At 52.5% G+C, this 22,808-nt stretch carries 21 protein-coding genes; 17 read left to right on the top strand and 4 right to left on the bottom strand.

From position 1 onward, the window contains the following. Positions 1 to 3 precede the first annotated feature (3 nt). A complete protein-coding gene (locus ACYVH9_RS02010) occupies positions 4 to 1,479 on the top strand; it encodes a RagB/SusD family nutrient uptake outer membrane protein (RefSeq protein ID WP_460634616.1) in 1,476 nt (491 codons plus the stop codon). Between the two features lie 69 nt (positions 1,480 to 1,548). Here ACYVH9_RS02010 and ACYVH9_RS02015 read toward each other — a convergent pair whose 3' ends face one another. Next, positions 1,549 to 4,497 carry an excinuclease ABC subunit UvrA gene (locus ACYVH9_RS02015; protein ID WP_460634617.1) on the bottom strand — a complete coding sequence of 983 codons (2,949 nt, stop codon included), beginning with the start codon at positions 4,495 to 4,497 and terminating at the stop codon, positions 1,549 to 1,551. 74 nt (positions 4,498 to 4,571) lie between these two features. Here ACYVH9_RS02015 and ACYVH9_RS02020 point away from each other — a divergent pair, with 74 nt between their 5' ends. The 3 genes from ACYVH9_RS02020 (at position 4,572) to ACYVH9_RS02030 (ending at position 7,402) form a co-directional block, all read left to right on the top strand. Then, positions 4,572 to 5,264: an MgtC/SapB family protein gene (locus ACYVH9_RS02020; RefSeq protein WP_460634618.1), complete on the top strand. Its 693-nt coding sequence runs from the start codon at positions 4,572 to 4,574 to the stop codon at positions 5,262 to 5,264. 77 nt (positions 5,265 to 5,341) lie between these two features. Beyond that, positions 5,342 to 5,983, top strand: a complete 642-nt coding sequence (locus tag ACYVH9_RS02025) for a hypothetical protein (RefSeq protein ID WP_460634619.1) — start codon at positions 5,342 to 5,344, stop codon at positions 5,981 to 5,983. Between the two features lie 162 nt (positions 5,984 to 6,145). Continuing rightward, on the top strand, positions 6,146 to 7,402 hold the full coding sequence (locus ACYVH9_RS02030; protein WP_460634620.1) for an exo-alpha-sialidase: 1,257 nt from the start codon (positions 6,146 to 6,148) through the stop codon (positions 7,400 to 7,402). Positions 7,403 to 7,421: 19 nt separating this feature from the next. Here ACYVH9_RS02030 and ACYVH9_RS02035 read toward each other — a convergent pair whose 3' ends face one another. Both ACYVH9_RS02035 and ACYVH9_RS02040 read right to left on the bottom strand, forming a co-directional pair. Continuing rightward, the gene (locus tag ACYVH9_RS02035; protein WP_460634621.1) at positions 7,422 to 7,856 is read right to left on the bottom strand and encodes a helix-turn-helix domain-containing protein; all 435 of its coding nucleotides are present in this window, start codon (positions 7,854 to 7,856) and stop codon (positions 7,422 to 7,424) included. 211 nt (positions 7,857 to 8,067) lie between these two features. After that, positions 8,068 to 8,322: a hypothetical protein gene (locus tag ACYVH9_RS02040; RefSeq protein WP_460634622.1), complete on the bottom strand. Its 255-nt coding sequence runs from the start codon at positions 8,320 to 8,322 to the stop codon at positions 8,068 to 8,070. 826 nt (positions 8,323 to 9,148) lie between these two features. Between ACYVH9_RS02040 and ACYVH9_RS02045 the strand changes: the two genes are divergently transcribed. From ACYVH9_RS02045 to ACYVH9_RS02085, 9 genes are all read left to right on the top strand, one after another. Beyond that, positions 9,149 to 9,949, top strand: coding sequence for an SMP-30/gluconolactonase/LRE family protein (locus tag ACYVH9_RS02045; protein ID WP_460634623.1), 801 nt, complete (start codon positions 9,149 to 9,151; stop codon positions 9,947 to 9,949). A 93-nt stretch (positions 9,950 to 10,042) separates the two neighbouring features. After that, positions 10,043 to 10,588, top strand: a complete 546-nt coding sequence (locus ACYVH9_RS02050) for an RNA polymerase sigma factor (RefSeq protein WP_460634624.1) — start codon at positions 10,043 to 10,045, stop codon at positions 10,586 to 10,588. Positions 10,589 to 10,631: 43 nt separating this feature from the next. Continuing rightward, the gene (locus ACYVH9_RS02055; RefSeq protein WP_460634625.1) at positions 10,632 to 11,231 is read left to right on the top strand and encodes a hypothetical protein; all 600 of its coding nucleotides are present in this window, start codon (positions 10,632 to 10,634) and stop codon (positions 11,229 to 11,231) included. Further along, on the top strand, positions 11,228 to 12,130 hold the full coding sequence (locus ACYVH9_RS02060) for a DUF4097 family beta strand repeat-containing protein (RefSeq protein ID WP_460634626.1): 903 nt from the start codon (positions 11,228 to 11,230) through the stop codon (positions 12,128 to 12,130). Before ACYVH9_RS02055 ends, ACYVH9_RS02060 begins: the two co-directional genes overlap by 4 nt. Before the next feature lie 12 nt (positions 12,131 to 12,142). After that, the gene (locus ACYVH9_RS02065; protein WP_460634627.1) at positions 12,143 to 13,441 is read left to right on the top strand and encodes a hypothetical protein; all 1,299 of its coding nucleotides are present in this window, start codon (positions 12,143 to 12,145) and stop codon (positions 13,439 to 13,441) included. Between the two features lie 14 nt (positions 13,442 to 13,455). Then, positions 13,456 to 14,613 carry an outer membrane beta-barrel protein gene (locus tag ACYVH9_RS02070; RefSeq protein ID WP_460634628.1) on the top strand — a complete coding sequence of 386 codons (1,158 nt, stop codon included), beginning with the start codon at positions 13,456 to 13,458 and terminating at the stop codon, positions 14,611 to 14,613. 11 nt (positions 14,614 to 14,624) lie between these two features. Next, a complete protein-coding gene (locus ACYVH9_RS02075; protein ID WP_460634629.1) occupies positions 14,625 to 15,440 on the top strand; it encodes a hypothetical protein in 816 nt (271 codons plus the stop codon). Between the two features lie 89 nt (positions 15,441 to 15,529). Then, complete coding sequence (locus tag ACYVH9_RS02080; RefSeq protein ID WP_460634630.1) at positions 15,530 to 15,955, top strand: ABA4-like family protein; 426 nt, start codon at positions 15,530 to 15,532, stop codon at positions 15,953 to 15,955. Between the two features lie 22 nt (positions 15,956 to 15,977). Then, positions 15,978 to 16,832 carry a TraB/GumN family protein gene (locus ACYVH9_RS02085; RefSeq protein ID WP_460634631.1) on the top strand — a complete coding sequence of 285 codons (855 nt, stop codon included), beginning with the start codon at positions 15,978 to 15,980 and terminating at the stop codon, positions 16,830 to 16,832. On the opposite strand, the gene ACYVH9_RS02090 is transcribed toward ACYVH9_RS02085, so the two are convergent. Continuing rightward, positions 16,833 to 18,044, bottom strand: coding sequence for a hypothetical protein (locus ACYVH9_RS02090; protein ID WP_460634632.1), 1,212 nt, complete (start codon positions 18,042 to 18,044; stop codon positions 16,833 to 16,835). A gap of 206 nt (positions 18,045 to 18,250) precedes the next feature. Between ACYVH9_RS02090 and ACYVH9_RS02095 the strand changes: the two genes are divergently transcribed. The 4 genes from ACYVH9_RS02095 to ACYVH9_RS02110 all read left to right on the top strand — a co-directional run bounded on the left by ACYVH9_RS02095 (position 18,251) and on the right by ACYVH9_RS02110 (position 22,800). Beyond that, positions 18,251 to 18,892 carry a thymidine kinase gene (locus ACYVH9_RS02095; protein WP_460634633.1) on the top strand — a complete coding sequence of 214 codons (642 nt, stop codon included), beginning with the start codon at positions 18,251 to 18,253 and terminating at the stop codon, positions 18,890 to 18,892. An 86-nt stretch (positions 18,893 to 18,978) separates the two neighbouring features. Further along, complete coding sequence (gene porZ / locus ACYVH9_RS02100; RefSeq protein ID WP_460634634.1) at positions 18,979 to 21,159, top strand: type IX secretion system anionic LPS delivery protein PorZ; 2,181 nt, start codon at positions 18,979 to 18,981, stop codon at positions 21,157 to 21,159. Between the two features lie 29 nt (positions 21,160 to 21,188). After that, positions 21,189 to 21,824 (top strand): uridine kinase, encoded by a 636-nt coding sequence (gene udk / locus ACYVH9_RS02105; protein ID WP_460634635.1) that lies wholly within the window; start codon positions 21,189 to 21,191, stop codon positions 21,822 to 21,824. Positions 21,825 to 21,870: 46 nt separating this feature from the next. After that, a complete protein-coding gene (locus ACYVH9_RS02110) occupies positions 21,871 to 22,800 on the top strand; it encodes an alpha/beta hydrolase (RefSeq protein WP_460634636.1) in 930 nt (309 codons plus the stop codon). Positions 22,801 to 22,808 lie beyond the last annotated feature (8 nt).

The following is a 22,808-nucleotide window of genomic DNA, read 5'->3' on the forward strand; positions in this document are numbered from 1 at the left end:
TCCATGAAAAAGTTATTCATAATTGCACTCGTGGCCGCGCTGGGAGCTGGCTGCAAAAATTACCTGGAAGAAGACACCACGGGCTTACTCTACGGTCCGAACGTTCTATCGACGCAGGAAGGACTGGAATCGGCACTGACGGGCGCTTACCGGGGACTGGGCAACCAGTGGGGATACGGTTTTCTGCACCCTTCTGCCAATGCCGCTACCATCGGTAGCGACGATGTAACGACCCACCCCGCCAGCAACAAAGCCGACTGGCGCGAATTTGATCAGTTTAACGTATCGACTACCAACCAGCGTTCGGGAGCGGTCTACAACGGTTGTTACAAAGCCATTCAGGGCGCGAATAACGTGATCAATAACTACGAAAAAACGGCGGGAACCAAAGCCACCATTGACATCATTGCGGGCGAAGCGTTCTTTATCCGCGCCTTCTCGTATTACTGGTTAACCCGTTTTTACGGGAGTATTCCGCTCGTGACGGTGGGTGAGTACTCGAGCGATCTGCTGACCATCAAGAAGTCGACACCGGCAGAAGTATACACCCTCATCGTGGCGGATCTGAAAAAGGCGGAAACCATGCTGCCCAACACCCGGCGCGAACCGGGCCGTCCCAATGCCGGATCGGCCAAGGCGTTTCTGGCCGATGTGTACCTGACGATGGCGGGCTGGCCGCTGAAGCAAACCGCCAACTACGATCTGGCGGCAGCCAAAGCGAAAGAAGTAATCGACAACCGGGCCACCTACGGTTTTGCGCTGATGCCGACGTTTGCAGCCGTGTTTGAAAACGATCCGGCGGTGGCTATTCTTCCGGAATCGGTGTATCAGATCAACGGTTTTACGGGTGGTAGCGGAACCGCCAACGCAACGTACGGAAATACCACCATGCCGGGTGAAGAAGGCGGTTGGGACGACATGTTTGCCGAACTGAACTTCTTCAACAGCTTTCCGGCGGGTCCCCGCAAAGACGCCACCTTCCGGACGCAATTTGGCTTAGGGACCACCAAAATTCCCTGGCAACAGAGCCTGACGAAGCATCCGTATTACCAGAAATGGTACATCAAAGGCAATGTCGTTACGTCCAGCATCTCACTTCCATCGGTTATGATGCGTTACGCGCACGTTCTGACCATTTACGCCGAAGCCAAAGCGCGCGGCACGGGTGGCCCCGATCAGGCGGCTTACGATGCCCTGAATCAGGTGCGGTCGCGGGGGTTACCGACGGGAGCCAAAATCCTGTCACCCGCCGACGGTTTGACGGCTACACAGTTTGCCGATGCCGTGGTGCAGGAGCGAGCCTGGGAATTTGCGTGCGAGCGTACCCGCTGGTTTGACCTGGTTCGGCTGGAACGCGTCGAAGCAGCCAATGCCGACAAGAGTCCGGATGATCTGAAACCAATCAAGGCGATCACCAAAGCCAACTACTGGTTCCCGCTGCCCTACTCGGATACGTCGATCAACCCGAATCTGAATTAATAAGGATAACAAAAAAACGCCCGGCACTTGTGCTGGGCGTTTTTTGTTACGAACAATCTGCCCCAACCGTTACACTTTGCCGCGCAGAAAATCCGCCGTATAATTTTCACCTTCCGGTAATTTAACCAGCTCCTCGGGCGTTCCGGTAAAGGTAATGTATCCGCCTTTTTCACCCCCTTCGGGGCCCAGGTCGATGAGGTAGTCGGCGGATTTGATTACTTCTGTATTATGCTCGATGATGATGACGCTATCACCCTGATCGACCAGCGCGTTGATGGCCTTCAGCAGCTTCCGAATGTCGTGGAAATGCAATCCCGTGGTGGGTTCGTCAAAAATAAACAGCGTACTGCCTTTATTCGGATTGCCTTTTCCCAGAAACGACGCCAGCTTTACGCGTTGTGCTTCTCCGCCCGACAGCGTGTTCGACGACTGCCCGAGCGTGATGTAGCCCAAACCGACATCCTGCAATGGCAGCAGTTTCTCTACCATTTTGGGCTCGGCTTTCCGGAAATACTCAATGGCTTCGTCGACGGTCATGTCCAGAATGTCGGACACGTTTTTATCCGCCAGCGTTACTTCCAGCACTTCCTGTTTAAACCGCTTACCGCCACAGCCTTCGCATTTCAGGTAGATGTCGGCCATGAACTGCATTTCGATTTTGACCTCACCCTCGCCCTGGCACACCTCGCACCGCCCGCCATCGACGTTGAACGAAAAGTGGGACGGTTTGTAGCCACGCGCTTTCGACACGGGTTGTTCGGCCATCACCGACCGCAGGTAATCATAGGCTTTAATGTACGTCACCGGGTTGGATCGCGACGATTTGCCAATCGGATTCTGGTCAATCATTTCGATGGCGGCCACGCGGTCCAGGCTACCGCCCAGACTGTCGTGCTTGCCGGCTTCCTCCGAGCCGTCGCCCTTCAGCCGCGTCAGGGCCGGATACAGTACCTTCCGGATCAGGGTTGATTTACCCGAACCACTTACGCCCGTCACTACCGTCAGCGTATTGAGCGGAAACCGTACGTCCAGTTCCTTCAGGTTGTTTTCCCGCGCGCCATTTATCTCCAGCCAGTGCGTAGCCTTCCGCCGGAATTTCGGCACCGGTACGGTTTCCTGACCAGTCAGAAAAGCGATGGTGTGGGAGTGATTCGTTAAGCCGGAGCCGTCCGGCGGTGAAGAGTGATGAGTGGAGAGTTGTTTCCCATCAGAGCCGTTGGTTTTTTCACGTCCGTCATAACTCTTAATTTCCGCCCAGGTTCCCTGAAATACCAGATTTCCGCCGTTAGTCCCGGCGTCGGGACCAATGTCAATGAGCTGATCGGCGGCCCGCATCACTTCTTCTTCGTGTTCAACCACAATAACGGTATTGCCCAGATCACGCAGGGTTTCCAGCACGCTCACCAACTGCTTGGTATCGCGGGGATGGAGGCCAATGCTGGGTTCGTCGAGGATATACATGGAGCCAACCAGTGCGCTACCGAGCGAGGTAGCCAGCTTGATACGCTGGTATTCACCGCCCGACAAGGTGTTGGTCAGCCGGTTTAAAGTCAGGTAGGTTAAACCGACCCGTTCCATGTAATCGAGCCGGTTACGGATTTCGGTCAACAGCCGCTTGCCTACTTCCTGCTGGTGGGCTGGCAGCGTCAGGTTCCGGAAGAAATCGGCGGCTTCGCTAATGGGCATCAGCACAATATCCGTGATTGATTTTCCGGCTACTTTGACGTAACTGGCATCCCTCCGCAGCCGCGATCCCCGGCACTCCGGGCAGGTGGTTTTGCCCCGGTAGCGCGACAGCATCACACGGTATTGCACCTTGAACGTCTGGCTCTCCACAAAATCGAAGAAGGCGTTGAGGCCCTTAAAATAGCTATTTCCGCTCCAGAGAATGTCTTTTTGTTCCTGCGACAAGTCTTTATACGGGCGGTGAATCGGGAAGTCGAAGCGAATGCCGTTCTTGAGCAGCGGCCGCAGAAACTCGTCGTTCATTTTTTCGCTTCGCCAGGGCGCGATGGCTCCTTCAAACACCGAAAGATTTTTGTCCGGGAAAACCAGGTCTGGATCAATGCCCAGCACTCGCCCAAAACCGTCGCACCGGCGGCAGGCACCGTACGGGTTGTTGAAGGTGAACAGGTTGACGGTCGGCTCTTCGAACGTAATACCGTCCAGCTCAAATTTATCCGAGAAAACGCGGGATTCTTTGCCTACTACATCCACCCGGCAAACCCCCTCGCCTTCGCTGAATGCCGTCTGGATCGAATCCGAAAACCGGTACTGGTTGTCTTCTTCGGGTTGCCCGTTTTCGTCAAACTGAACCGTACTCCGGTCAATCAGAATTTCCAGGTCAGCGCCCGACTGGGGTTCGGCAGCGGTTTTTTCCAGAATTTCTTCAATGAACAGCACTTCACCATTGGCTACAATCCGGGTGTATCCTTTTTGGAGTAAGATTTTCAGCTCGTCAATCAGGGTCCGGTCGGTGCGGATGTGCAGCGGGGCCATCACCATGACGCGCTGACCGGCTTCGTACGAATACAGATAATTTACGACATCCGTTACAGTATCTTTCCGCACCTCGCGGCCTGAAATGGGCGAATACGTGACGCCAACCCGGGCGAAGAGCAGCTTCAGGTAATCATAAATTTCGGTAGTCGTTCCAACCGTTGAGCGGGGGTTGCGGGTCGTTACTTTTTGTTCGATGGCAATGGCCGGCGACACCCCTTTGATGTAATCGACTTCGGGTTTTTCCATCCGGCCCAGAAACTGCCGGGCGTAGCTGCTCAGGCTCTCGACGTACATGCGTTGCCCTTCGGCAAACAGCGTATCGAATGCCAGTGACGATTTGCCCGAGCCGGAAAGACCCGTGATAACCACCAGCTGATTGCGGGGAATGGCAACATCAAGGCTCTTGAGGTTGTGCACCCGGGCCCCCTTGATGATGATAAATTCTTTCGGGTCAAGTTGGTCAACGTTCGGTTGTTGAGAAGGGCCGTCTGGCGGCAGACTGACTGATAAATTCATTCTTAAATTTAGCAAAACTCTATCTTTGGGCTAACGGTTTTTTTGAAAGGATGGTTTCCTTTTTTTAGATCATCTTGAGAAGAGCGATCAGCAACGGTTCGGACGGGATAGGAGTCTTTATTGATAAACGAACGGGAATGGATTTTTTTGTGCAGGAAGATATGCTAAAGCTTTTGCTGGCGATGCTGCTGGGCGGTTTGATTGGGGGCGAACGGGAGTATCGGGGCAAATCGGCGGGGCTACGGACCACCATTCTGATTTGCGTTGGATCGGCCCTGTTTACCATCGTGTCGCGCCGGTTCAGCGACGACGACCGGATTGCGGCTAATATCGTCAACGGCATTGGTTTTTTGGGGGCGGGTATTATTTTTCGGCAGGAAAACAGCGTCAAAGGACTGACGACCGCTGCCACCATCTGGGCCGTTGCCGCCATCGGGATGGCCATTGGGGGTGGGTTTTACGACCTGGCACTCGGCGGCTTTGTCGTTATTGGGGCTACCTTGCTGGTGTTGCCGTTGCTGGCGTCGGGTATTGCCCGGATCAATATGGCGCGCCAATACCGGATTGTTACTACCTTCCGGTCGCAAACGCTGGTGCACTACGAAAAGCTGTTTAAAGAATGCGGCTTGCATCCGCAGCGGCAGAATCAGCAGCGCATCGGCAACGATATGATCGGGCGCTGGCGGGTCAATGGCCCGGAAGAGTGCCACGAACGTTGTATTCAGCAATTACTGAATGATCCGGAAATTAAGGAGGTTGAATTCTGAGGGGAATTCTACGGACTAAAAACACCTATTTTTTCGTTTATATAACAAGTATTCATTTTTGTTCATTAATCAATTCTATGAACCTCATACAGAAAGGCTTACTGGCGATCATGCTGGTGAGTAGCAGTGTTGCTTTCGGACAGATTACCGAGGACCCGGAAGACCGGCGCGGAGATGGTAAAGACCCGTTGAAAACAAAAACCCCCGAAGGCGACCCGTTGCCATTTTCGCGACGCCTACGATTTGGTGGTGGTATTAGTTCCTTACAGTTTGGTAATTCAAGAATCGGTACGCCGTTTATTATTGGCTTGTCACCCGTCGTTGCCTATCAGGCTTCCGAGCGATTGATTGCTGGCGTCGGTATTAATTATGTATATTATCGCTACCGGTTACGATTGAACAATCAGACTTTGACTGACCAGTTCAATCAATACGGTGGACGCGGATTTTTAATGTATGAGCTTATACCAAGCATAGTACCTAATCTGTATGCTCACGCAGAGTTTGAAAATAATAATATCCGTTATCCGGACCAGGTTGCGCAGGAGTACAAACGTCGTTGGGTAACGGCACCGATGATAGGAGCCACGTATTCGCAACGCGTTGGACGTTTGGCCGGTATTAACCTGTCGGTACTGTACAATGTAAATTTTAACTCTGATATCTACTCTCAATATGTTTACGGAAGTCCGTGGAATATTCGGATTTCGTTCTTCTAGACAACAACAAAGCGCCGAGAGCTCAGAAAAGACTTGGGTCTATTTCTGGGCTCTCGGCGCTTTCCTTTATGATTGTCGCACTAATTCGGTTAGCTACAACGCCCGTAACCTGAGGGTGGGCAGCCCCTGCGTATTGATCCCTTGTTCCGAAATCGGGAAGGAATGCGAGGGCTTAAAAATGCCAGTCTGTTGAGTAAATTGAAGGCCGTAGTTGCTTCTACGGCTATGATTGTCAGCCGAATCAAATCGATCTTTTTCTGCAGCATTCTTTTCCTTTCATCGCTTAGGAGCGTGGGGCAAACACCCGACTTTTCCGGGGTGCCGGGAGCGATTGTTGCCTACAGTCCGGCGTCGTCGGGCCTGTACATCGGTTCGCCCAGCCTGTGTGTATTGCCCAACGGCGATTACCTGGCTTCGCATGATTTGTTCGGCCCCAAGTCCAATGAGTTTGTACGGCCCAATTCGCGCATTTACCGCTCCACCGACAAAGGCAAAACCTGGCAGCAGATCTCGGAAATCAACGGGCAGTTCTGGTCGAAGCTCTACATGCACCGCAACGGATTGTACTTCTTCGGAACCGATAAACACCACGGCAATACCATCATTCGCCAGTCTAACGACGGGGGCGTCAGCTGGACGAACCCGACCGACGGTGAAAATGGCCTGTTGCTGGCGGGCGAATACCACTGCGCGCCGGTGCCGTTTCTGGAACACAACGGGCGGCTCTGGCGAGCGATGGAAGACGCAATGGGACCCATCAAACAGTGGGGCAAGCGTTATGGGGCGTTTATGATGTCCATGCCGCTGGATGCCGATCCGATGAAGGCTGCCAATTGGACCAGCAGCAATGTATTGCGGTATGACTCCACATATCTGGACAACGGTTTTGGGGGCTGGATCGAGGGCAATGCTGTTCTGAGTCCGACGGGGGAAATGCTGGATATTCTGCGGGTTGACCACAAAAAATCATTGGATGAAAAAGCGGCTTTCGTACAAATCAGCCCAGACGGTAAAACCGCTACGTTTGATGTCAAGAGCGGTTTTATTCCATTTCCCGGCGGAAGTAAAAAGTTCACCATTCGCTACGATCCCAAATCGAAACGCTACTGGACGCTGGCCAACTACATTCCGCAGGAAGTCAAGCAGGCCAATACCGGGAAAAACCCGGCCAGCTTGCGAAATACCCAGGCGCTGTGTAGCTCTGCCGATTTACGCACCTGGGAGTTACGCCAGGTTGTGCTTCAACATCCCGACGTGGTCAAACACGGTTTTCAGTACGTCGACTGGCTGTTTGACGGCAACGATATTATTCTGCTATCCCGCACGGCCTATGATGATGGGCTGGGCGGAGCGCATAACAACCACGATGCCAATTTTCTGACGTTTCACCGCATTAAAAAATTCCGGAAAAGCCGGTAACCGCCGGATAGACAATCTTTTAGTAAGCAAGACTGGCCTCCGTATCCGTTTGTCCCTTCGGACGGAATTCGCGCTTGCGAAAGCGAAGTAACGTGCTCTGGCTAACCGGTTGGGGGAGCTGGCGGTTGAGTTCGGCCAGCGCTTGCTGGGAATCGTACGGATATTTTAACAATGCCTTCTGGACGGCTTCAACATGTTGCGGATCGCTCGGGTTTAACTTGGGTTTTTTGCCACGTCCTATTTTGTCGTATAAGCCATCAATACCTCCTTTTTTCCAGCGGTTCAACCAATTATGAATACTCCGCTGGTCTACCTGAAAAAGCTGGGAAAGCTCCTGGATATTCATTCCATAGTAATGGTAAAGGATACACTGGCATCGTTTTTCAAAAGAGCTATTGATACCCTTGCGAACAATCTGGCGCAGTTGCTGGAGGTTTTCTTTACTAATAGGCATATCGGTTGATCTGTCTAAACATTGAGTAATAAAGTCTCTTGGCTACGAAAATGTATGACGTGGATCGCTTCTTCTTCACCAGAGCGTTCTTTGACGACCGCATTGGAAAAGACAATTCTTACAGCATCGCACCGCTCAACTACAGGGGCTGTATGCAGTAAGGGCTGCTGGTTTTTTAGACAGAGAAAGGTACTATCGGTGACGGCTTTGGCTATACGCTCAGTAACTGTTGCCATTCCTGTTTTAGGCGCCACAACTGGCTGCGAATAGGAGCTCCATCAAAGGCGTGCACTGGCAGGCAGATGCGGCCTTGAGAATCAATCAAATAGGCAGATAAGATCTCCGCTCCACCCCGCGCATATTGATTCAGAACTTCCAGGGCCGATTCGGTATCCAGACGGGTGAAACTGATTTGTTGATAACCCCAGACAGGCGACAGCAAAGAAACATGTATGGTGGTTTGCATGGCTGAACGAAGTCTTCTAGTTAGTGCCTGCTTTGAGAATTCGGTGCCCTTCCTGAGCCAAAATCTTGGCCGACTTCGTACCAACTACCCAAAAAAGGGATTCCTGTTCATGTTTAACGATCCAATAGTCTTTTTGAGTGGTGCGGACCAACCGATTGCAGGCATTCATTGCGTCAACAAGAAGCACGTATTGTTGACGCTGGGATTCTTCCAGGGCTCTGGTAACCTTATGGTTTTTGAGATAAGATTGAATTGACTTGATCACGGCAAAAATCGCATTTGATGGTTTAGGAATAGCGTTATTATTTCAACAATCAGCCCGGCTGAGGCTGGATTTAGTAGGTAAAATAACCGGAGCACCGGGCGTCTTTGGTACATCTAACGTTTCCAGATGGAAGCGTACGCGTACTATCGCTAGGCATAAATCCGTTGTTATTCACCATTTATTAGACATAAATATTGCGATATCTGCCATCAACTTCACTAAGTACCTTTGTTAAGTACAGTCGATTGTTGATAAAATTTATAAAATAACACAGCTGTATTAAAAAAGTTATATAGTAAAAAGTAAAAATGTAAGTTGGTGCATAATAATTTTCAGACATCATTTCTTCGAATCAAAAACAATGGTTGTTTTTACATAAGCCATCCAGGTGATTTCCTAGCCTTTTATAGAGACTTGGCTGAGCATTGTTGCTTAGGCAAAACGCTTTGTGGAAAAACGAACGCATTCCAGCCCGATTTGAGCAAGATATTCGATAGTCCGTCAAACCGCTGAACGGTTTTCTGGTTTAGTAGATAGCAGGCTTGAAATAGATAACAGACTATGAAAAATATCGATGTAATTGCTACCGATTTGCGTTTTCCGGAAGGTCCGGCCTTTACGTCGGACGGTACTCTCTGGTGCGTTGAACAGGAAGGAGAAAGTTTGTTCTGGCTCAAACCCGACGGAACGCAGGGGCGGCTGCACGTGGGCAGTGGAAGTCGGCCGAACGGCCTTTACATCGATGACCTGGATCGACTCTGGTTTTGCGACTCCGGGCTGCATGCCATCCGCTGCATCAATCACCCTGATCAGGAACCCGAAGTTATGGTGGATCAGGTGAATGACGAGCCGCTTAGCTGGCCCAATGACCTGACATTTGATTCGGAAGGAAATATGTTGTTTACCTGCCCGGGTTCACCCGAGGATGACAAGCCCGGTTACGTTTGTGTTTGCTCAACCGTGGGCGAAGTGAAAAAAATCTCCGAGAACCTTTTTTACCCCAACGGTATTGCTTTTTTGCCCAATAATCGGACACTGCTCATCGCCGAAACGCACCGCAAACGAATCTGGGCCGGAAGCTGGGATTCGACGAGCCTGACCTGGATCAACCCGACGATTTGGGCCGAAACAGGCGAGGACGGTTTTGGGCCGGATGGCCTGACGCTGGGACCCGACAACCTGCTTTACGCGGCTATTTACGGCGGTAGTATCCTGCAATTATACCGCCCATCGGGCACATTGTCAGACACAATTCAATTACCCGGCGAAAACCCTACCAATTGTGCTTTTGATCCGACAGGGCGGCTGGGCCTGGTGGTGACGGAAACCCAGAACGGGCAGTTGATACGAATCAGCGAGTGATAGAAAGGGGGTTTACGCTCTTTTTTTTCTTCTTTTACAACCTTTCTTCTTCTTTTCCGCACTTTGGATTGAACGTTCAACGAAGCCATTCATTTGACCCTGACGCCCGATCTAACGGAACAAGAACTAGTTGCCCATTGCCTTCAGCTGGATCAACCGGCGGGTCGGCGGATGGCGCAGCGGTTACTGTTTGAACGGTACAAGCGGGCCATGTATTCGGTGGCATTCCGGATGCTGAACGATTACGATCACGCCAACGATGCGTTGCAGGACGCGTTTGTGGAGGTTTTTCGGCAACTGCATACGTTCCGGTTTCATTCGACACTGGGCGCCTGGATCAAAACCATTGTCGTTCGGCAGGCATTGCGAAAGCGTCAGCTGGAATGGCGGTTTGAAACCATCAACGAACAGCTACACGATGCGCCGGTTGAAGTGCCCGATTCAGTAACGGGTGATGCACTGGATGCCGCTATTCGGTCATTGCCCGACGGTGCCCGGACGGTTTTTGTGCTGGCCGAAGTGGAAGGCTACAAGTACCAGGAAATTGCCATTATGCTCAATATTTCGGAAGGAACCTGCAAATCACAGGTCAGTTATGCCCGAAAATTATTGCGCAGAAAGCTGGCGGAACTGATCTGAGCGCGGATTTCGCCGAAAAATAAAGGATTAACAGGAATTGATCATGGACTTATCCAGGGCCCTACAAAACTTGCCGGAACACGAACCGCGCGCCGACCTCTGGGAGCGGATCGAGTCCGATTTGCGGGCCGATGCCGTCATTGACCAGGCACTGGAAGAATTGCCGGTTTTTGAACCGAAAGCCGACGCCTGGGAGCAAATTGCCGGACAATTGGAGCCGCCAGCGGTTCGTCCGTTATGGCCGCATTCGATTCGATGGGTGGCCGCGGCTGCTGTGGCGGGGTTGCTGGTTGGGATCGGGTGGCTGGGGCAACCGGTTTCGGATGAAAAAGTGACCCTGGCGTATGCCACAGAAACCGTTGAAGCGAGTTTCCTGGATACGCCGGAACCGCTGGAGTCATCCGCGGATCAGAAAGCGGAAACCTTCATTCAGCAGCAGTGCGAACAGCAAACCGTGGTGTGCCAGAAGCCCGAAGTGAAAGAACTAAAGCAGCATCTGGATGAGCTGAACAGCCGAAAGGCCAGTGTCGAAGAGAAGATGAGCCTTTTTGGGAATGACCCGGTATTGGTTCAGGCGCAAATCAAAATTGAAAATGAACGGGCGGAAGTCACCAAAGAACTGGTCCGGATTTTAACGATATGAGAACGGTATTTTTTCTGCTGGCCCTTTTTTCCCTTCCTGTTGTTGCGCAAACCCGGCTTCAGGTGGTGACAAAGACCGTGGAAAAAGAACTACCGTACAGCACCGGTCAACGGGTCAATCTGACGGCCCAGAAAGCGGATGTAAGCATCAAGGGCTGGTCGAAATCGACGGTTATGGTCCGGTTGAAACTGATTGCCAAGCATCCCGAGCGCGATGCTGCCGAGCGCGAACTGGCGTTCCTGAAATACGACATTCAGCTTCGAAACCAGGTTATTGAGCTCTCAAACCGTTTCGTTATTCCGCAGCGGGTGGGTGCCGTAAAGGGCAACCTGAAGGCCGTATACGAAATCTGGCTACCGACGCACTGCCCCATTTCGATCAGCAATACGTTCGGGGATGTAAACCTGGCTGATCTGGCGGGTGAAACAGCACTGAAGCTGGAGTTTGGGAAATTATCGATGCAGAACCTGAGTGGTAAAACTGTCATCACGTCGGAGTACGGCGATATTGACGCCAGCGACTTGAGCGGAGCGTTTACCATCAAAGCCGAAAAAGCGGAAATCACCTTGCGCGACCTGGGTGGAAGTGGCCGCATCCAGAGCCGGTACGGTAAGGTTTACATCCATCCCATCGCTAGCCTGACGGCCTTGACCGTCGAGGCCGCGCGCACCGAAGTAGCCCTGTTTCCCCGGCGAATCGACGATTTTCAGTATGACGTCGAGACAACATATTCGATCATTCAGGTGCCGGAGGGCTATGGCGAGAACCTGGGTCAATTTATGAATAAAAGGCGATTCGATTACCAGCCTCCGGGGCATAAACCCACCATTACGGTGAAAAATTCGTATAGTCCGGTTAGTATTCAGCTGGCGGTGAGCGGGGTTACTTCAGTAAAGTAAGCAAAGAACACAATGAAAAAACAATACGGACTGCTTGGGATGCTACTGGTCGGCCTGTCGGGTTTGGGTTATGGGCAGCAGTGGACGGGGGGCGTGAAAGGCATCGTCCCGGTGAGTGTACGACCCGAACGGATAACGACCCGGATCAACGAATTTGAGGTATTCGAATCAAAAGGGGGCGAGTCGCTGGGCAGCGGCTGGGGACTATTTACGCGCTACGATTTGCCGCGCTGGTATGGGCAGCTCGAAGCGACTTACGGACGGTATTACCTGACCGGGCTGTACCTTTCTTCCCCTAAAAACTCGTTTGGAACCAACCTGGATCTGAAGCGGCAGCATATCCGGCTGATGGGCGGCTACAAACCGATACCGTGGCTGAGGCTCCATGCCGGCATGGCAGGCGCTTTCAACCAGGCGACCCGGCGCGAATCGAATGAATCGCACCTTCAATTTCTGGAGGAGCAACTGCAAAAATACCCGGCCCAGAAAGAATGGTACGAGTCTCAGCTAACGGAAGCGCGGCTGTTTAGCGCCATCCGGAATAGCTATCAACGGTTCAATGCGGAAGGGCAGGCCGGCATCGGTACCGATATTGGGGGCCTGATGCTCGACCTGACGTATACGCACAGCCTGAGTCCGATTATCAACGGGGTCAGTTATCAGGGAAATCGCTACGCTATTCAATCGCATTACGGTTTTTGGGCACTCAGCGCGGCCTATCGCCTGTTTCCGTTCAAAGCGTTTTTGCTGCAACCCCGTCGCAACAAACGTACCTACGACCGCATTAAGAAAACCATTCCGTATTACCGCAATGAAGTGGGTGTTGGGGTGGGCATCACCGGCGATGATTTTGGTGGATCGTGGCTTTACGAAAACCGGTATACCCGCTACATCCACCGGCGGATTGGTTTCACGGGCGTCGTCGGGATGGCTCGTTCATTCGAAGACTACAGCGGTTTTTTGCCACAAGCCTACACGGCTTTCCAGTTTTCGGCCTTGGCGCGGTTTTTACCGCTTTACACCCGCCGTCATCATCTGGCGCTGTCCGCCGGACCGGTTTACACAACGGTTTCGGGAATCAACCCAGCCTCCGGTCGAGGAGTAAATATTGCGGATGGAAAACTCATCGAACAGGTTATTACACTGCGCCCCGACAGTGGGGAGCGGCAAAAGGGACTCGGATCGATGGTGCAGATCGACTACCAGTTCATGCCTGTCGACCGTATTCCGGTTGGCGTCTGGGTCCGGATTCAACAAAACCGCGCGCTGGACTATGCGGCAGTAGGTTTTCAGACAGGGTATCGTTTTTAAAAGCAGGTTACCAAATGGCTCGTTTTTTATCCATTTTATCATTTTGGGGCTTGCTGCTGGTCAGCCCGTTTGCGCTTGCCCAATCGCCCAGTGATTACCGTTGGGAAATCGCCGGTAGCGGCAGCGTTTTGCGCTCGTCGGATGTATCCTCAATGGGTTGGTTCATTCGGCAGCAACTAACCTATTTTCCGCACCAAAACATCGGTTTTTCAGCAGGTCTGGGTTGGGGTAAACTGGCTGATTTGTCGTCACTAAAAACGGGAAACACACAGGACTTAGCTAACCTTTTTTACCGGCAGCACAATGCTGCCGAACTGAATGTGGTACTGGCTCCGGTTCGGTCGCGTCGGCAAACCGTGCGCCTGTCGGCTGGGCTGGCGTTGTGGCGCTCCCGGGCGATGAATGTGGATAGCGTGTATCCCAAGGAGCCGCAGTGGCAGCAGTACGAAATTGCCCCCCGGTTTACGGATTCCCGACGGTTGGTGCCGCAAGTTGGGGTGGGGTATCAATTGAATGTGTCATCCCGCTGGTTGATTGGTCTGGATGCACGGGCGTATTGGACGGGATCCGCGAAAACCGCTACGACCGTAGGCCTGACGGCAGCGTATCGGTTTCAGCTGAATGCGGATTCGCTCGGAATCAGTGGCATTGACCGGCAGGATCTGAAAGCGGGTGTTCGACTGGGCGCTACGCACAGCGTTGGCAACGGGCGGGGAATTTCGGAAGTGTATCGCACCCGTTTTGTGGGCGGTCTTTGGGCCGAATTGCCCATTTCGTTGACCTGGTTTGCGCGCGGAGAAATTAGTTACGCCCAGCGGGGATACCGCGTTTACGAACGCAAGCAGGGGAATGCGCGCTACCTACCCGCCGTTTCGAGCCAGAATTTCCTGGACTGGACCCTGCTGTTCTCGCACGAGGTAGCCTACCGCTGGCGGTTGTTTGTGGGTCCTCAACTGGCTTTGTTTCTGAACGGAAAGGCGGACCTGGACGGCGAGCCGGTGGAGGTGCGTCGGCGGAATTTTGGGGGAGTGGTAGTCGGAACGGCGGTTCAGCTTTCCGACCGGTTGCAGCTCGATGGTCGTTACCAGCGCGATCTTGTGTCCTTTTCAACGAATCAGGGTGGTGGGTTGAACGGGTTTCAGCTCGGCATCAATTATTCCTTAAAGCCGTAAACTATTCATCAATGAAAACAACATTTCTTTTGATCATCGCTTTGCTCGTTGGGCAGGAGACTGGATGGGCACAAACCGTCAATAATCTCCCCATCACCTATTCGCAGGAAGACAGCGCGGTGACTCGCAGCGAGTTGCAACGGGTATATCGGTATATTACACGGGCCAATGTAGAAGAGAAAACCCTGATCAAACTCGGTTTCTGGCCCAATGCGATTGATCGGGAGTTTTCCGGCCGTCCCACTTTCCGGATTGGTCTGAATGCCGATGCGTCAGTGGAACGGAAATTAAGTCCGTCACTTTCGCTACTGGTAGGGTTTGATCTGGCGGTTCGTTACAATCGGATCAACCAACTTAATTTTACCGCCATGTCCGGTTATAGCTATACCGATGTAGACCGAAGTTTTTTGAGCAGCGTGTATGGTAAAATAGGAGTTCGGTACTATTACGGTATGGCAAAGCGAATCCGGGAAGGTAAATCGGCCAATAACTTTTCGGGTAACTACGTTGGTCTTCAGGTTGCCCGAGCACTTTCTGTTTACAACGCTAGACATCTCTACGATACAAGAACCGGCGAACCCGTACGTACGGAAAAGTATGATATGGCGGGTTCTTATAATGCACCTTTGATTGCGGCTATGTGGGGAATACAACGGCGGGTAGGCCGTCGAGGCTTTTTTGATATTAATGCCGGACCAGAAATTACCGTTCCAAGACGGCCGGAAGATCCGTACGGAAATTCACTTCCCAATAGTTATTTCTACAAAAATAGCGACCGCCCTGGTTTTGCGCTGCGCGTCAATGCGGTGATTGGTTTGGGATGGTGAGATGGTGGGTGCGGATGTGATTGAGTGGGTTGGATTCTTGTCGGGAAACTGTTAGTTTCCAGCTCTCTTATCCTGTCCCACTTTCAACCATGACATCCGAAACCGTTTTTATGATCGTCAATACGCTCGTTTTACCGCAGTGGCTTTTGATGATTTTTGCCCCCCGCTGGAAACCCACCGATTTTCTTACCAAAACATTACTCATTCCGGCCCTGCTGGCGCTCGTTTATATCTATTATCTTTTTTTCGGCAGGGGCGAGCTAAATTTACAATCCTTCAGTACGCTGGCGAATATCAGAACGTTATTTAGTCACGATGATGGCCTGCTGGCGGGCTGGATTCACTACCTGGCGTTCGATCTGGCGGTTGGTAGCTGGATCGTTCGCAACGCGCACCGTCGACAGGTAGCACACGGCTGGGTGATTCCGTGTCTGGTATTTACCTTTTTGATGGGCCCGGTTGGGTTGTTACTGTATTTGATCGTCCGGTCGGTAAAACGGCAAAAACTCTATTGATCGATCCTTGTTGGTGTAGGTAATGAAAAATCTTTCCTTTTTACTGCTTTTTGTTTCCACGACGGCTTTTTCGCAATCGCTGTTGTGGAAAGTGTCGGGCAACGGCCTGAAGCAACCGTCGTACCTGTTTGGAACCTACCATATTCTGAAAGACAGTTACCTGACTAAAAATCCCAAAATCAAAACCGCTTACGAAGGCGCGGAAGGCGTCGTGGTTGAGACCGAGATCGACTCGTCGGCCATGTTGTCGATGGCGATGCGGGGCATGATGCTCAATACCAGCCTGAATAAGTTACTGTCTGAAGCGGATTACAAACTGGTAGCCGACGAATTCAAGGCCCGGACCGGTTATGATCTGGGTCTTTTCAACCAGATGAAACCCGTTGTTACGGCCACCATGCTGAGTCTGGCTTACATTCAGAAGCAGTCGGATACGCTCAACAGCTTTACGGGTTTGCCCATTGATCTGTATTTCGCCAGCGACGGCCGAAAACGCCAGAAAGCAGTGAACACGCTCGAAACGATGGAGGAGCAGATGTCGTTTCTCTTTGACCATGATCCGGTGGAAAAACAGGCGCAGCAGCTGGTGGACATGGTAAAAGGGAAAGCCGACGTGTACGAAATGGGCAAATCCGTTACGGAATTGTACCTGAAGCAGGATTTGCAGGGCATGTGGAAACTGAACGAAAAACACGGCAAATCCTTCGGCGACATGACGTACCTCATCGACGAACGGAACCACAATTGGATGAAGCGCTTACCGGCACTAATGGCCGCCCGGCCCACATTTGTTGCGGTAGGTGCCCTGCACTTGCCGGGCCCGAACGGGTTGATTGAACTGCTGAAAAAACAAGGCTACAACGTGGAGCCGCAGTAACTACGCAAAGCGCCGTTTCAGAATGTCGATCAGCATGGCGACTTCGTCGCTGCTCATATCCCATAAGTATTGAGCGGCATACCGGTACGAAACCAAATCGCGCGCCTGATCGTAGCTGGTGGCACGGTTTAATTCTTCAATCGCTTCGTTGTATGAGGCTGCATTGCCGTTGAACAACTGATTGATAAACATGAACTTCTGGTTCAGTGAAATGCTTTTGCTGATGCTTTCAATCGGAGCACGGTGAAAGGTTTCACCAATGGTTACGGGTCCGGCGGGTTCTTCGTCGGCTTTCGTGGTGACGTTCATGGCCGGGGTATCGCTCAAATGGGCCGCGGCCTGACTGGGCTGCATGGATGGCGTTGCCGGGGTAACCGAAGGACCCGAGTCATCCAGAAAGAGCGGTTTGACCGACGATTCTGACTCGTCGGAGGGTGGGGGAGCAACGATTGTATCCGGGCGGTTTTCGGGTTGCGGAGCCAACGGAGCGGGCGGAATGCTGACGTTATCGATCTCGGTGTCAAAAAACGATTTATTGGGCGTTGAAACCGTTTGCGGGGGCGAGAAATCGTAAGATGACGACGATTTTCGGAGCAGCACGCCCGGATCGAGCAGCACTTTTTCGGAAAAGAGTGAAATGAATTTTTCCGGTTTTTCCAGTTCGCGACCCCGCTGCATCAGAATTTCGTCGAGCCAGTTGAGCGCCTGATTGACGTAAACCAGGCTCTTGCCCTTCATGCGTTCTTCCAACGCTACCGGAACAAATTTGTTGATTTGTGTGTAACGCGTCAGTTGATGGGCAGCCTCGGCCGAGAGCGAAAAATCGGCCTGGTTGCGCAACGCTTCGTCAAAATAGCTACGTGGATCAAAGAGTAGAATCAGGGTTCGGCGGGTCGCATCGGCCAGCAACGGCTCCAGGTTCTCGCGACGTACGGAGATATGCTGCGAGACGGAATTCATAAACACCTGCATTGCCTGCCGGACATCCGGGTGTTCAAAATCAAAGTAGGGGCTCCGAAACCGCTCGGCATCACTTCGCCATTTTTCGGATAAGCTACTGATTACGAATAGATTGACCTGGCTGATGGGGCTTAGTTTCAACAACTCCTGTCCGCTGATGACGGTATGATGGGCAAAAAAATCACTGGCCAGTTTGCGGGCGTACGATTTAGAATATTCCGTAAGGGAGGAGGCATTGAACTTGTTCGACATATCAAAATATCTTTGCTTTGTAAAGATATGGTTTTCGCTTAGAAAAATCCGTTCGGACATGGGTGAAATTATCGGTAAAGCCGCTTTTTGACACTACAAGAAGAATGCCAGATTCGTGAGAAAAAGAGTGGTCGAAAGGCCTGCGTGTGGAATGCTATGCTGCCTGGCTTCGATCGCTCAATTATTTTATCCAACGCTACAAAAGTATGTTTATTGAACCCAACCGCCGGCGTGACCCGCCCCACCTTCGCACAGGTTGGATTGAAGTGATCTGTGGCTCCATGTTTTCCGGAAAAACCGAGGAGCTGATCCGGCGGATCAACCGGGCCGTGATTGCCCGGCTCAGCGTGGTTATCTTCAAGCCGTTGATTGATACACGCTACCACGAGGAGAACATTGTTTCGCACAACGCGAATGCGGTTCGCTCGCAGCCCGTGCAATCGGCGCAGGAAATCCGGACGCTGGCGGGGGATAGCGAAGTGGTGGGCATTGACGAAGTCCAGTTCTTTGATGACAAAGAGCTGATAGAAGTCTGCAATCAGCTGGCCAATGAGGGCAAACGCGTAATCCTGGCCGGGCTGGACATGGATTTTGAAGGAAAACCGTTCGGCTGTATGCCGCAATTGATGGCTATTGCCGAATACGTCACGAAAGTCCACGCAATCTGTGTGGTGTGTGGCGACATTGCCAGCTATTCCTACCGGCTGGTTCCGTCCAAAGAAAAGGTTTTACTGGGCGAAACCGAAAGCTACGAAGCCCGTTGCCGGCGTTGCTACAACCTGGGCAGCGAAGTTGTGAGCAAAGAATGGGTGTATGAAGACAACAATGAATTAAGAAATAAGAATTAAGAATGATGAGTTGGGGAGTGGAGATTCGGAAGCACAAAGGAACCTGCTGGGCTTCTTGCCGTAAATGGCCGTTTTGCTTTCTCTTCTTGGCTCTTAATGCATCACTCTTAACTTATTCTTCCTTCGCCCAGCCCGGCACCTGGCGGGCACATCCCAGCTACCTATCTGCGCAAACCGTGGCGGCTGTCCAGAACAAAATCTACTGTGCATCGGAAAACGGTTTTTTCTATTACGATCCGGCGGCCAATGAAACAACTCGCCTGAGTCGCGATGACGGTTTTAGCGAAACGGGAGTGAGTCAGCTCGCTTACCTGCCTGATCAGAAACGGCTGCTGGTGGGGTACCGAAGCGGTACCATCGACCTCCTGAGCGTGTCAGAAACCGGCGAACCCGGCGCCCGAACTACGATTACCCTTATACGCGATGCAACGCAGATACCGGGTAGCAAACGCATCAATCACCTGGCTCGTGTTGGCAATGAGGCTTACCTGGCCTGCGATTTTGGTATGGTAGTGCTGGATGTGGCCCGCTCCGAAATCCGGGATACCTACCGAAACATCGGCCCCAATGGAACGTCGGTGGTTGTTTATTCAACGGTTTTTGCGAACGATTCCATTTATGCGGCTACCTCGCGGGGGTTGCTGGCGGCCCGTTTTGCCCCAGCGGTGAACCTGGCTTTTTTTGGAAACTGGCAAACCGTTCCGCTTCCGGCGGGTGCGTCCGTGCGCGCGGTTGCTGGTGTTGGCAACCGGCTGTATGTGGCCTGGCCCGGCCGGGGTGTGGCCGAGCGGCAGAATGGGCGCTGGACGGTGGTACAGGCGCTTCCTGCCATTACCGGTTTACTGCAAACTGCTACCGAGTGGATTGCAACGGCTCCCGATCAGCTCCTGCGGTCGGCGGGTGTTCTGTTAGAACATGAGCTGGTTGGCGAGCCCCGGGAAATTGTCGAAGCCGCCGGAAATTTCTGGGTGGCCGATTCGCTTTCTGGTCTGCTGCGCATCTATGGAGCCGCCGTTCAAGCCGTTAGCCCGGACGGACCAGCTTCCGATGTGTTTCAACGGCTCAGTGCGGCTGGTCCGACGGGTTCGGTGCTGGCGCTGCCGGGCGGTTTTTCGGACGACCTGAAATCGTTACGGCGTCGGCGGGGCTTCGATCAGTTCGGGCAAAACCGCTGGCAGAATTTTCTGTCACCTTCGCTGCCAACCGATTTTGTTTCGGCGGTTTACAACCCGGGCGACCAGCGGACGTATTTGGGTAGTTTTGGTGGAGGCTTGTGGGCTCTCACTGCTCAGGGCGCGCCGGAAGTGGTTCATCAGACGCTGGCCAACATCAGTAGTTTGGCGGTGGATCCAGCCGGTGAAATCTGGCTGACGACACCAACCCTGAATTTCGGGCAGGCAACGGTACACGTTCGGCGGAAAAGCGGTCAAATTGAATCCTTTATGCCCAGTCGGGGCGATAGTCAGCAGCTAATTATTGACGACAACGGTTTTTTATGGATGACGCTCAGCAACTTCAACGGTGGTGGCATGCAGGTATTTGACCCGGCTACAAACCGAACCCGGCTGCTTTACGACCAGTTGGGCGAAGGTGGTTTGCCCGATCGGAATGTGCGGGCGCTGGCGAAGGATCGCGACGGACTCGTCTGGATTGGGACCGACAACGGCGTGGCGGTTTTTGATGCACCATCGACGGTTTTCACCGGAACCGTTAATGCTTACCGACCGGTTTTTGACCGCCGTCGGTTGTTGAGCGGTGAAGCTGTCACGGCCCTGGCGGTCGATGGTGGCAACCGGAAATGGATCGGAACGACCAATGGTTTGTACCTGTTCAATGAAGACGGAACAGCTTTGGTTGAACATTTTACCCCACAAAACAGCTCACTGCCGTCGGCGCAGATCAGCGCGCTGGCCATCGAGCCAACCAGCGGTGAAGTATTTGTAGCAACGCCCAACGGCCTGGTATCGTACGGCGGCACGGCCAGCGAACCGGCTGCGGCATTTTCCGATATTACGATCTTTCCCAATCCCGTTCGGCCCGACTTCAGTGGCCTGGTCAGCATCCGAGGGGTGGTAGAAAATACCGTCGTGAAAATCATGGATGCGGGTGGGCAGCTCGTTTACGAAACCCGCTCTCAGGGCGGAACGGCTACCTGGAACCTGCGCGACTACCGGGGCCGGTCGGCCGAAACCGGCATTTACTTTGTGTTTGCGGTGACACCAGACGGCCGGGAAGGCATGGCTGGTAAATTGGCGGTGGTGCGGTAATTGTGCCGCCAACGTTTTATTTTTGTAAAATGATCAACAAACCATTTATTGTCGGAATCACGGGCGGGAGTGCTTCCGGAAAAACATCGTTTCTGAAAGGCTTGCTCGACGCTTTTTCGGAAGAGGAAATCTGCCTGATTTCGCAGGATAATTACTACAAAACGCTGGATCTGATTCCGCGCGATGAAATCGGTATTCCGAATTTTGATCTGCCAGAAACCATTGACCACGTTCAGTTTGCCGACCACATTCGGCAATTGCACGAAGGAAAAACCGTAGAAACGACGGAATATACGTTCAACAATCCCAACGCAGTTCCTAAAAAGCTGTTGCTCCGGCCCACGCCCATCATTGTGGTGGAAGGCATCTTTGTCTTCCATTTTGAAGATGTTGCCGAACAACTGGATTTGAAGGTTTTCATCAACGCCAGTAACAAAATCAAGTTTGAACGGCGGATGACGCGCGATCAGGCTGAACGCGCCCTGACCCCCGAGATGATCAAACACCAGTGGGAATACCACGTCCGCCCGACCTACCGGGAGTTTATCAAACCGCACAAAGCCAAAGCGGACATCATCATTCCCAACAATCATCATTACCAGAAAGGACTGGATGTTGTCATTGGCTTTTTGAAAGGGAAAGTCGCTAATTTGTCCTTAAAATAACAAAAACCGTTGCTGGCTCTGGCAACTCCTTATTTCCTGAATCCTGATGAACTTAACTCCAACCCTGCTTTCTGCCGCTTTACTGCTGGCATCCGTTGCTATGGCCCAAAAACCGGAAACCGTTGACCTATGGCCCGCTAATCAGGTCCTGAATGCCGTTTCGAACGATGCGGTACAGGAAAAATCGGACATGGGCAAAGACGGCATTCTACGCATCAGCGACGTTAAAGTGCCAACCATCACGGCTTTTCTCCCCCCCAAGAACAAAGCAACCGGCGCGGGAATTATGATTTGTCCGGGTGGTGGATACGCGCTGCTGGCCTACGGTCACGAAGGGGAGGAAATGGCAAAGTGGTTCAACGAACGCGGAATTGCGGCTTTTGTCCTGAAAAACCGGCTGCCCGATGACCGAACGCAGACGAACAAACACGAGGTGCCGCTGGCCGATGCCATGCAGGGCATGAAGCTGATTCGGCAGAATGCCGCTAAGTGGAATGTGAACGTGGATCGCCTGGGCGTTATCGGTTTTTCGGCGGGGGGCCACCTGGCGGCTACCTTGTCGACCCACTACCACCGGGGCGCCGGAGCCAGCGAAGAAGCCAAGCCGAATTTCGCGATCCTGATGTATCCGGTCGTTACGTTTGGCGAGAAAGCACACGCGGGCTCGCGGGAGCGACTGCTTGGTAAAAACGCCAGCCCGGAGCAGATTGCGTATTATTCCAACGAATTGCAGGTGGATGCGAAAACCCCGCCGACGTTTCTGGTTCATGCCGAAGATGACAAAGCCGTGCCGGTGGAAAACAGTATCGACTACTACCTGGCGCTGAAGAAATTCAATATTCCGGCCGAAATGCACCTGTATCCGACGGGCGGCCACGGTTATGCCCTCCGCACCAAGGGCAAAGGCTCTATTGAAGGCTGGCCCGTCGCGTGCGAAAACTGGCTGAAGTCGATGGGGTTGTTGGAGAAAAAATGAAACGTTGT

This window comes from Larkinella harenae (assembly GCF_054780515.1).

Excerpts from the sequence above, each read along its gene's own strand:
- ACYVH9_RS02095 (WP_460634633.1), top strand. The coding sequence starts at position 18,251 with ATGTTTATTGAACCCAACCGCCGGCGTGACCCGCCCCACCTTCGCACA.
- ACYVH9_RS02080 (WP_460634630.1), top strand. The coding sequence starts at position 15,530 with ATGACATCCGAAACCGTTTTTATGATCGTCAATACGCTCGTTTTACCG.
- ACYVH9_RS02015 (WP_460634617.1), bottom strand. The coding sequence starts at position 4,497 with ATGAATTTATCAGTCAGTCTGCCGCCAGACGGCCCTTCTCAACAACCG.
- ACYVH9_RS02070 (WP_460634628.1), top strand. The coding sequence starts at position 13,456 with ATGGCTCGTTTTTTATCCATTTTATCATTTTGGGGCTTGCTGCTGGTC.
- ACYVH9_RS02055 (WP_460634625.1), top strand. The coding sequence starts at position 10,632 with ATGGACTTATCCAGGGCCCTACAAAACTTGCCGGAACACGAACCGCGC.
- ACYVH9_RS02110 (WP_460634636.1), top strand. The coding sequence starts at position 21,871 with ATGAACTTAACTCCAACCCTGCTTTCTGCCGCTTTACTGCTGGCATCC.
- ACYVH9_RS02035 (WP_460634621.1), bottom strand. The coding sequence starts at position 7,856 with ATGCCTATTAGTAAAGAAAACCTCCAGCAACTGCGCCAGATTGTTCGC.
- ACYVH9_RS02065 (WP_460634627.1), top strand. The coding sequence starts at position 12,143 with ATGAAAAAACAATACGGACTGCTTGGGATGCTACTGGTCGGCCTGTCG.
- ACYVH9_RS02090 (WP_460634632.1), bottom strand. The coding sequence starts at position 18,044 with ATGTCGAACAAGTTCAATGCCTCCTCCCTTACGGAATATTCTAAATCG.
- ACYVH9_RS02030 (WP_460634620.1), top strand. The coding sequence starts at position 6,146 with ATGCGAGGGCTTAAAAATGCCAGTCTGTTGAGTAAATTGAAGGCCGTA.
- ACYVH9_RS02010 (WP_460634616.1), top strand. The coding sequence starts at position 4 with ATGAAAAAGTTATTCATAATTGCACTCGTGGCCGCGCTGGGAGCTGGC.
- ACYVH9_RS02085 (WP_460634631.1), top strand. The coding sequence starts at position 15,978 with ATGAAAAATCTTTCCTTTTTACTGCTTTTTGTTTCCACGACGGCTTTT.
- ACYVH9_RS02045 (WP_460634623.1), top strand. The coding sequence starts at position 9,149 with ATGAAAAATATCGATGTAATTGCTACCGATTTGCGTTTTCCGGAAGGT.
- ACYVH9_RS02060 (WP_460634626.1), top strand. The coding sequence starts at position 11,228 with ATGAGAACGGTATTTTTTCTGCTGGCCCTTTTTTCCCTTCCTGTTGTT.
- ACYVH9_RS02025 (WP_460634619.1), top strand. The coding sequence starts at position 5,342 with ATGAACCTCATACAGAAAGGCTTACTGGCGATCATGCTGGTGAGTAGC.
- ACYVH9_RS02075 (WP_460634629.1), top strand. The coding sequence starts at position 14,625 with ATGAAAACAACATTTCTTTTGATCATCGCTTTGCTCGTTGGGCAGGAG.
- udk (WP_460634635.1), top strand. The coding sequence starts at position 21,189 with ATGATCAACAAACCATTTATTGTCGGAATCACGGGCGGGAGTGCTTCC.
- ACYVH9_RS02040 (WP_460634622.1), bottom strand. The coding sequence starts at position 8,322 with ATGCAAACCACCATACATGTTTCTTTGCTGTCGCCTGTCTGGGGTTAT.